Origin of the sequence: Streptomyces sp. NPDC051987 (assembly GCF_040680735.1) — a bacterium.
GTDB lineage: Bacteria > Actinomycetota > Actinomycetes > Streptomycetales > Streptomycetaceae > Streptomyces.
The window spans coordinates 20382-27429 of sequence record NZ_JBFAXI010000112.1 but is presented as its reverse complement, the minus strand read 5'-3'; the positions used below and the strand labels follow the sequence as shown (position 1 = coordinate 27429).

The 7048-nt window shown below is 70.6% G+C and carries 5 protein-coding genes; all 5 read right to left on the bottom strand.

Translation table 11 applies throughout. From position 1 onward, the window contains the following. A partial coding sequence (gene pgi, locus AB0M11_RS36210; RefSeq protein ID WP_365712419.1) for a glucose-6-phosphate isomerase occupies positions 1–1203 on the bottom strand: 1203 nt, incomplete at its 3' end. After that, on the bottom strand, positions 1196–2131 hold the full coding sequence (opcA, locus tag AB0M11_RS36205; protein ID WP_365712418.1) for a glucose-6-phosphate dehydrogenase assembly protein OpcA: 936 nt from the start codon (positions 2129–2131) through the stop codon (positions 1196–1198). The genes opcA and pgi, both read right to left, overlap by 8 nt. Beyond that, a complete protein-coding gene (zwf, locus tag AB0M11_RS36200; RefSeq protein ID WP_365712417.1) occupies positions 2128–3696 on the bottom strand; it encodes a glucose-6-phosphate dehydrogenase in 1569 nt (522 codons plus the stop codon). Before zwf ends, opcA begins: the two co-directional genes overlap by 4 nt. Continuing rightward, a complete protein-coding gene (tal, locus tag AB0M11_RS36195) occupies positions 3696–4838 on the bottom strand; it encodes a transaldolase (RefSeq protein WP_365712415.1) in 1143 nt (380 codons plus the stop codon). The genes zwf and tal overlap by 1 nt, the downstream gene beginning before the upstream one ends. Before the next feature lie 32 nt (positions 4839–4870). Then, on the bottom strand, positions 4871–6961 hold the full coding sequence (gene tkt, locus AB0M11_RS36190) for a transketolase (RefSeq protein ID WP_365712413.1): 2091 nt from the start codon (positions 6959–6961) through the stop codon (positions 4871–4873). Between the last annotated feature and the right edge of the window lie 87 nt (positions 6962–7048).

Below are 7048 nucleotides of genomic sequence, written 5' to 3'. Positions count from 1 at the left end.
CGGGATCAGCTTGGTGCCCTGGTGGATCAACTGGTAGTACGCGTGCTGGCCGTTGGTGCCCGGCGTCCCCCACACCACCGGACCGGTCTGCCAGTGCACCGGCCGGCCGTCACGGTCCACCGACTTGCCGTTGGACTCCATGTCCAGCTGCTGGAGGTACGCCGTGAACTTGGACAGGTAGTGGCTGTACGGCAGCACCGCGTGCGACTGGGCGTCGTGGAAGTTGCCGTACCAGACGCCCAGCAGGCCGAGGATCACCGGTGCGTTGGCCTCGGCGGGGGCGGTGCGGAAGTGCTCGTCGACCAGGTGGAAGCCGTCCAGCATCTCGCGGAAGCGGTCCGGGCCGATGGCGATCATCAGGGAGAGGCCGATCGCCGAGTCGTAGGAGTAGCGGCCGCCGACCCAGTCCCAGAACTCGAACATGTTGGCCGTGTCGATGCCGAACTCCGTCACCTTCTCGGCGTTCGTGGAGAGGGCCACGAAGTGCCTGGCGACCGCCTTCTCGTCGCCGCCCAGCCCCTCCAGCAGCCAACTGCGCGCCGACGTCGCGTTGGTGATCGTCTCGATCGTCGTGAACGTCTTCGACGCGACGATGAACAGGGTCTCCGCCGGGTCCAGGCCACGGGTCGCCTCGTGCAGGTCGGCGCCGTCCACGTTGGACACGAAACGGAACGTGAGCTCCCGTGCGGTGAAGGCCCGCAGGGCCTCGTAGGCCATCGCCGGGCCCAGGTCCGAGCCGCCGATGCCGATGTTGACGACGTTCCTGATGCGCCTGCCGGTGTGGCCGGTCCACTCGCCGGAGCGCACGCGCTCGGCGAAGTCGCCCATCCTGTCGAGCACGGCGTGCACGGCGGGGACGACGTTCTCCCCGTCGACCTCGATCACCGCGTCGCGCGGGGCGCGCAGCGCGGTGTGCAGGACCGCCCGCCGCTCGGTGATGTTGATCTTCTCGCCGCGGAACATGGCGTCCCGCAGCCCGAACACGTCGGTGGCGGTGGCCAGTTCCTGGAGCAGGGCGAGGGTCTCGTCCGTGATCAGGTGCTTGCTGTAGTCGATGTGCAGGTCGCCGACCCGCACCACGTAGCGCTCGGCGCGCGCCGGGTCGGCCGCGAACAGCTCCCGCAGGACCGGCCGGCCCTCGGCCCGGTGGTCCTCCAGGGCGGCCCACTCGGGCCGCCGGGTGAGCTCGGGGGTGTCAGACATGGGAGACCGTCTCCTTGGTGCCCTCGCCCCGCAGGGCGACGGCGTACATCTCGTCCGCGTCGAGGCGGCGCAGCTCCTCTGCGATGAGTTCGGAGGTGGAGCGGACCTTCAGGGCGAGGGTGCGCGGCGGCTGGCCCGGCAGGGTCAGGGTGGCGAGCGGGCCCTCGGGGCGGTCGATGACGATCTCACCGGTGGCGGTCCCGAGCCGCACCTTCGTGACGACCGGACCGGGGGAGACCACGCGGTCCACCTGGACGTTCAGCCGCGCCTCCAGCCAGCGGGCGAGGAGTTCGGCGCTGGGGTTGTCCGCCTCGGCCTCGACGGCCGCCGAGGTCACCTTCACCCGGGCCTGGTCCAGGGCGGCGGCCAGCATGGACCGCCACAGGGTGAGCCGGGTCCAGGCGAGGTCGGTGTCGCCGGGCGCGTAGTTGCGGGCGCGGGTCTCCAGGACCTGCATCGGCCGCTCGACCGCGTACAGGTCGGTGATCCGGCGCTGGGCGAGCGCGCCCAGCGGGTCCTTGGACGGGGTGTCGGGCGCCTCCACCGGCCACCAGACCACCACCGGGGCGTCCGGCAGCAGCAGCGGCAGCACGACCGAGTCGGCGTGGTCGGAGACGTCGCCGTACGTGCGCAGGACGACCGTCTCGCCGGTGCCCGCCTCGGAGCCCACCCGCACCTCCGCGTCGAGGCGGGACGCGGTGCGGTCGCGCAGGGTGCGGGCGTGCCGCTTGATGACGACCAGGGTGCGCGAGGGGTGCTCGTGCGAGGCCTCCTCGGCCGCCTTGATCGAGTCGTAGGCGTTCTCCTCGTCCGTGACGATCACCATCGTCAGGACCATGCCCACGGCAGGTGTGCCGATGGCGCGGCGACCCTGCACCAACGCCTTGTTGATCTTGCTTGCCGTGGTGTCCGTCAGGTCGATCTTCATGGCCTGCGCCAGCTCCGTCCGTCTCGTGCGAGCATCTCGTCGGCTTCCTGCGGTCCCCAGCTGCCCGACTCGTACTGTGCGGGCTTACCATGCTTTGCCCAGTACGTCTCGATCGGGTCGAGGATCTTCCAGGACTCTTCCACTTCCTGGTGACGAGGGAACAAATTGGCGTCGCCGAGCAGCACGTCCAGGATGAGTCGCTCGTACGCCTCCGGGCTGGACTCGGTGAACGACTCGCCGTACGCGAAGTCCATCGACACGTCCCGGATCTCCATCGAGGTGCCCGGCACCTTGGAGCCGAACCGGACGGTCATGCCCTCGTCGGGCTGGACCCGGATGACGATCGCGTTGGCGCCCAGCTCCTCGGTGGCCGTGGAGTCGAACGGGGAGTGCGGGGCCCGCTTGAAGACCACCGCGATCTCGGTGACCCGGCGGCCGAGCCGCTTGCCGGTGCGCAGGTAGAAGGGGACGCCCGCCCAGCGGCGGTTGTCGATCTCCAGCTTCACGGCCGCGTAGGTGTCGGTCTTCGACGCGGGGTCGATGCCGTCCTCTTCGAGGTAGCCGATCACCTTCTCGCCGCCCTGCCAGCCCTCGGCGTACTGGCCGCGCACGGTGTGCGCGCCCAGGTCCTCCGGGAGCCGCACCGACTTCAGGACCTTCAGCTTCTCCGTGAGCAGCGCGTCCGCGTCGAACGCGATCGGCTCCTCCATCGCGGTGAGCGCCATCAGCTGGAGCAGGTGGTTCTGGATGACGTCACGGGCCGAGCCGATGCCGTCGTAGTAGCCGGCGCGGCCGCCGATGCCGATGTCCTCGGCCATGGTGATCTGCACGTGGTCCACGTAGGACCGGTTCCAGATCGGCTCGTACATCTGGTTGGCGAAGCGCAGCGCCAGTATGTTCTGGACGGTCTCCTTGCCCAGGTAGTGGTCGATGCGGAACACCTGGTCCGGGTCGAACACGTCGTGCACGACCGCGTTCAGGTCCTGCGCCGAGGCCAGGTCGTGGCCGAAGGGCTTCTCGATGACCGCCCGCCGCCAGGACCCGGCCGGCGGGGTCGCGAGACCGACCTTCTTCAGCTGCTGGACGACCTTCGGGAAGAACTTCGGCGGCACGGAGAGGTAGAACGCGAAGTTGCCGCCGGTGCCCCGGGAGCTGTCCAACTCGTCGACGGCCGCCTTGAGCTGTTTGAACGCGGTGTCGTCGTCGAAGTCACCGGGGATGAACCGCATGCCCTCGGCGAGCTGCTGCCAGACCTCCTCCTGGAACGGCGTCCGCGCGTGCTCGCGCACCGCGTCGTGGACGACCTGGGCGAAGTCCTGGTCCTCCCAGTCCCGGCGGGCGAAGCCGACGAGCGAGAAGCCCGGCGGCAGCAGGCCGCGGTTGGCCAGGTCGTAGACGGCCGGCATCAGTTTCTTGCGGGACAGGTCACCGGTCACCCCGAAGATGACCAGGCCCGACGGGCCCGCGACCCGCGGCAGCCGCCGGTCGCGCGCGTCGCGCAGCGGGTTGTCCCAGTCGGCGGCGGGCACCTCCGGCACCCGCACCTCCTTGGCGGTCTCGCTCATCACACCTCAACTCCCTTGCTGTCCAGGGACTTCGTGACGGCGTCCAGCAGCTCCTGCCAGGCCGCCTCGAACTTGGCGACGCCCTCGTCCTCCAGCTTGCCCACGACCTCGTCGTAGGAGATGCCCAGCCGCTCCACCGCCGCCAGGTCGGCGCGGGCCTGCGCGTAGCCGCCGGTCACCGTGTCGCCGTGGATGTCACCGTGGTCGGCGGTCGCGTTCAGCGTCGCCTCCGGCATGGTGTTGACGGTGCCGGGGGCCACCAGTTCGTCGACGTAGAGGGTGTCCTTGTAGGCGGGGTCCTTCACGCCGGTGGAGGCCCACAGGGGGCGCTGCCTGTTGGCCTTCGCGGCGGCCAGCGCGGCCCAGCGGTCGCCGGCGAAGACCTCCTCGTACGCCTCGTAGGCGAGCCGCGCGTTGGCCAGCGCCGCCCTGCCCTTCAGGGCGAGGGCCTCGTCGGTGCCGATGACGGTCAGCCGCTTGTCGATCTCACTGTCGACGCGGGAGACGAAGAAGGAGGCCACCGAGTGGATCGTGGCGAGGTCCAGGCCCTTGGCGGCGGCCTGCTCCAGGCCGGCCAGGTAGGCGGCCATGACCTCGCGGTAGCGCTCCAGCGAGAAGATCAGCGTGACGTTGACGCTGATGCCCTCCGCGACGACCGCGGTGATCGCCGGCAGACCGGCCCGGGTCGCGGGGATCTTGATCATCACGTTGGGCCGGTCGACCAGCCAGAACAGCTGCTTGGCCTCGGCGACGGTGGCGGCGGTGTCGTGGGCGAGGCGGGGATCGACCTCGATGGACACCCGGCCGTCCACGCCGTGCGACGCGTCGTACACCGGGCGCAGCACGTCGGCGGCCGCCCGCACGTCCTGCGTCGTCATCATCCGCACGGCCTCCTCGACCGTGACCCCCCGCACGGCGAGGTCGGCGAGCTGCTCCTCGTACCCCTCACCGGAGCCGATGGCGGCCTGGAAGATCGACGGGTTCGTGGTCACGCCCACCACGTGGCGGTCCGCGACGAGCTCGGCGAGGTTGCCGGTGCTGATCCGCTTGCGCGACAGGTCGTCCAGCCAGATCGAGACACCCTCGTCGGAGAGGCGCTTGAGTGCTCCCGCGGTGGCGGTTGCTTCGGTCACAGTGATCATCTTCCTCTACTGAACTGTTTCTGGCTGGTGGATCAGGCGGTGCGGGCGGCGGCCAGGGACTCGCGGGCCGCGGCCGCCACGTTCTCGGGGGTGAAGCCGAACTCGGCGAACAGGGTGCTGGCGTCGGCGGAGGCGCCGAAGTGCTCCAGGGAGACGATGCGTCCCGCGTCGCCGACGAAGCGGTACCAGGTCAGGCCGATCCCGGCCTCGACGGCGACCCGCGCCCGCACGGCCGGCGGCAGGACGCTCTCGCGGTACTCGCGCGGCTGCTCCTCGAACCACTCCACGGACGGCATCGACACCACGCGGGTGCCGACCCCCTCGGCTTCGAGCAGGTCACGGGCCTCGACGGCGAGGTGCACCTCGGAACCGGTGGCGATCAGGACCACCTCCGGGGTCTCGGTCGACGACTCGCGCAGCACGTAGCCGCCCTTGGCCGCGTCCGGGTTCGGCGCGTACGTCGGGACGCCCTGGCGGGTCAGCGCGAGCCCGTGCGGGGCGGGGTGCGTGGCGTGCCTCTTCAGGATCTCGGCCCAGGCCGTCGCGGTCTCGTTGGCGTCGGCCGGGCGGACGACGTTCAGGCCCGGGATGGCGCGCAGCGCGGCCAGGTGCTCGACCGGCTGGTGGGTCGGACCGTCCTCGCCGAGCCCGATGGAGTCGTGCGTCCAGACGTAGGTCACCGGCAACTGCATCAGCGCCGACATGCGGACGGCGTTGCGCATGTAGTCGGAGAACACCAGGAAGGTGCCCCCGTAGATGCGGGTGTTGCCGTGCAGGGCGATGCCGTTCATCTCGGCGGCCATCGAGAACTCGCGGATGCCGAAGTGCACGGTACGGCCGTACGGGTCCGCCTCGGGCAGCGGGTTGCCCTTCGGCAGGAAGGAGGACGCCTTGTCGATGGTGGTGTTGTTGGAGCCCGCGAGGTCGGCGGAGCCGCCCCACAGCTCGGGCAGCACCGCGCCGAGCGCCTGGAGGACCTTGCCGGAGGCGGCACGGGTGGCGACCGCCTTGCCCTCCTCGAAGACGGGGACCGACGACTCCCAGCCCTCGGGGAGCTGACCCGCCACGACCCGGTCGAAGAGCCGGGCGCGCTCCTCGTTCCGGCCGCGCCATTCGGCGATGCGCTTGTCCCAGGCGGCGTGGGCCTCGGCGCCGCGGTCCAGGGCCCGGCGGGTGTGGGCGAGGACGTCCGCGTCGACGTGGAAGCTCTGCTCGGGGTCGAAGCCGAGGACGCGCTTGGTGGCGGCGACCTCGTCGGCGCCCAGCGCGGAGCCGTGCGCGGCCTCGGTGTTCTGCGCGTTCGGGGCGGGCCAGGCGATGATCGTCCGCATCGCGATGAGGGACGGCCGCCCGGTCTCGGCGCGCGCCGCCCTCAGGGCCGCGTGCAGGGCGTGCACGTCGACGTCGCCCTCGGCGGTGGGCTCGATGCGCTGGGTGTGCCAGCCGTAGGCCTCGTACCGCTTCAGCACGTCCTCGGAGAACGCGGTCGCGGTGTCGCCCTCGATGGAGATGTGGTTGTCGTCGTAGACGAAGACCAGGTTGCCGAGCTTCTGGTGGCCGGCCAGCGAGGAGGCCTCGGCGGAGACGCCCTCCTGCAGGTCGCCGTCGGAGACGATCGCCCAGACGGTGTGGTCGAAGGGGGAGGTGCCCTCGGGCGCCTCCGGGTCGAACAGGCCGCGCTCGTAGCGGGCGGCCATCGCCATCCCCACGGCGTTGGCGACGCCCTGGCCGAGCGGCCCGGTCGTGGTCTCGACGCCGGCGGTGTGGCCGTACTCGGGGTGGCCGGGGGTCTTGGAGCCGTGGGTGCGGAAGGCCTTGAGGTCGTCCAGCTCCAGCTCGTACCCGGCGAGGAACAGCTGGGTGTAGAGGGTCAGCGAGGTGTGCCCGGGGGAGAGGACGAAACGGTCCCGGCCCGTCCACTCCGGATCCGCCGGGTCGTGGCGCATCACCTTCTGAAAGATCGTGTACGCGGCCGGGGCCAGGCTCATCGCGGTGCCCGGGTGCCCGTTGCCGACCCGCTGCACGGCGTCGGCCGCGAGGAGGCGAGCCGTGTCCACGGCACGCCGGTCGAGGTCGGTCCACTCGAAGTCGTCGTCGACGCCCACTGATGTCTGCGTGCTCATCTTCAAGAAGTCCTCGTTCGAAGCGTTCTGGCTGGCCTGACGCGTTCAAAAGTAAAAGTCTGACTTTTGAGAGGGAAGGTCGGAGTG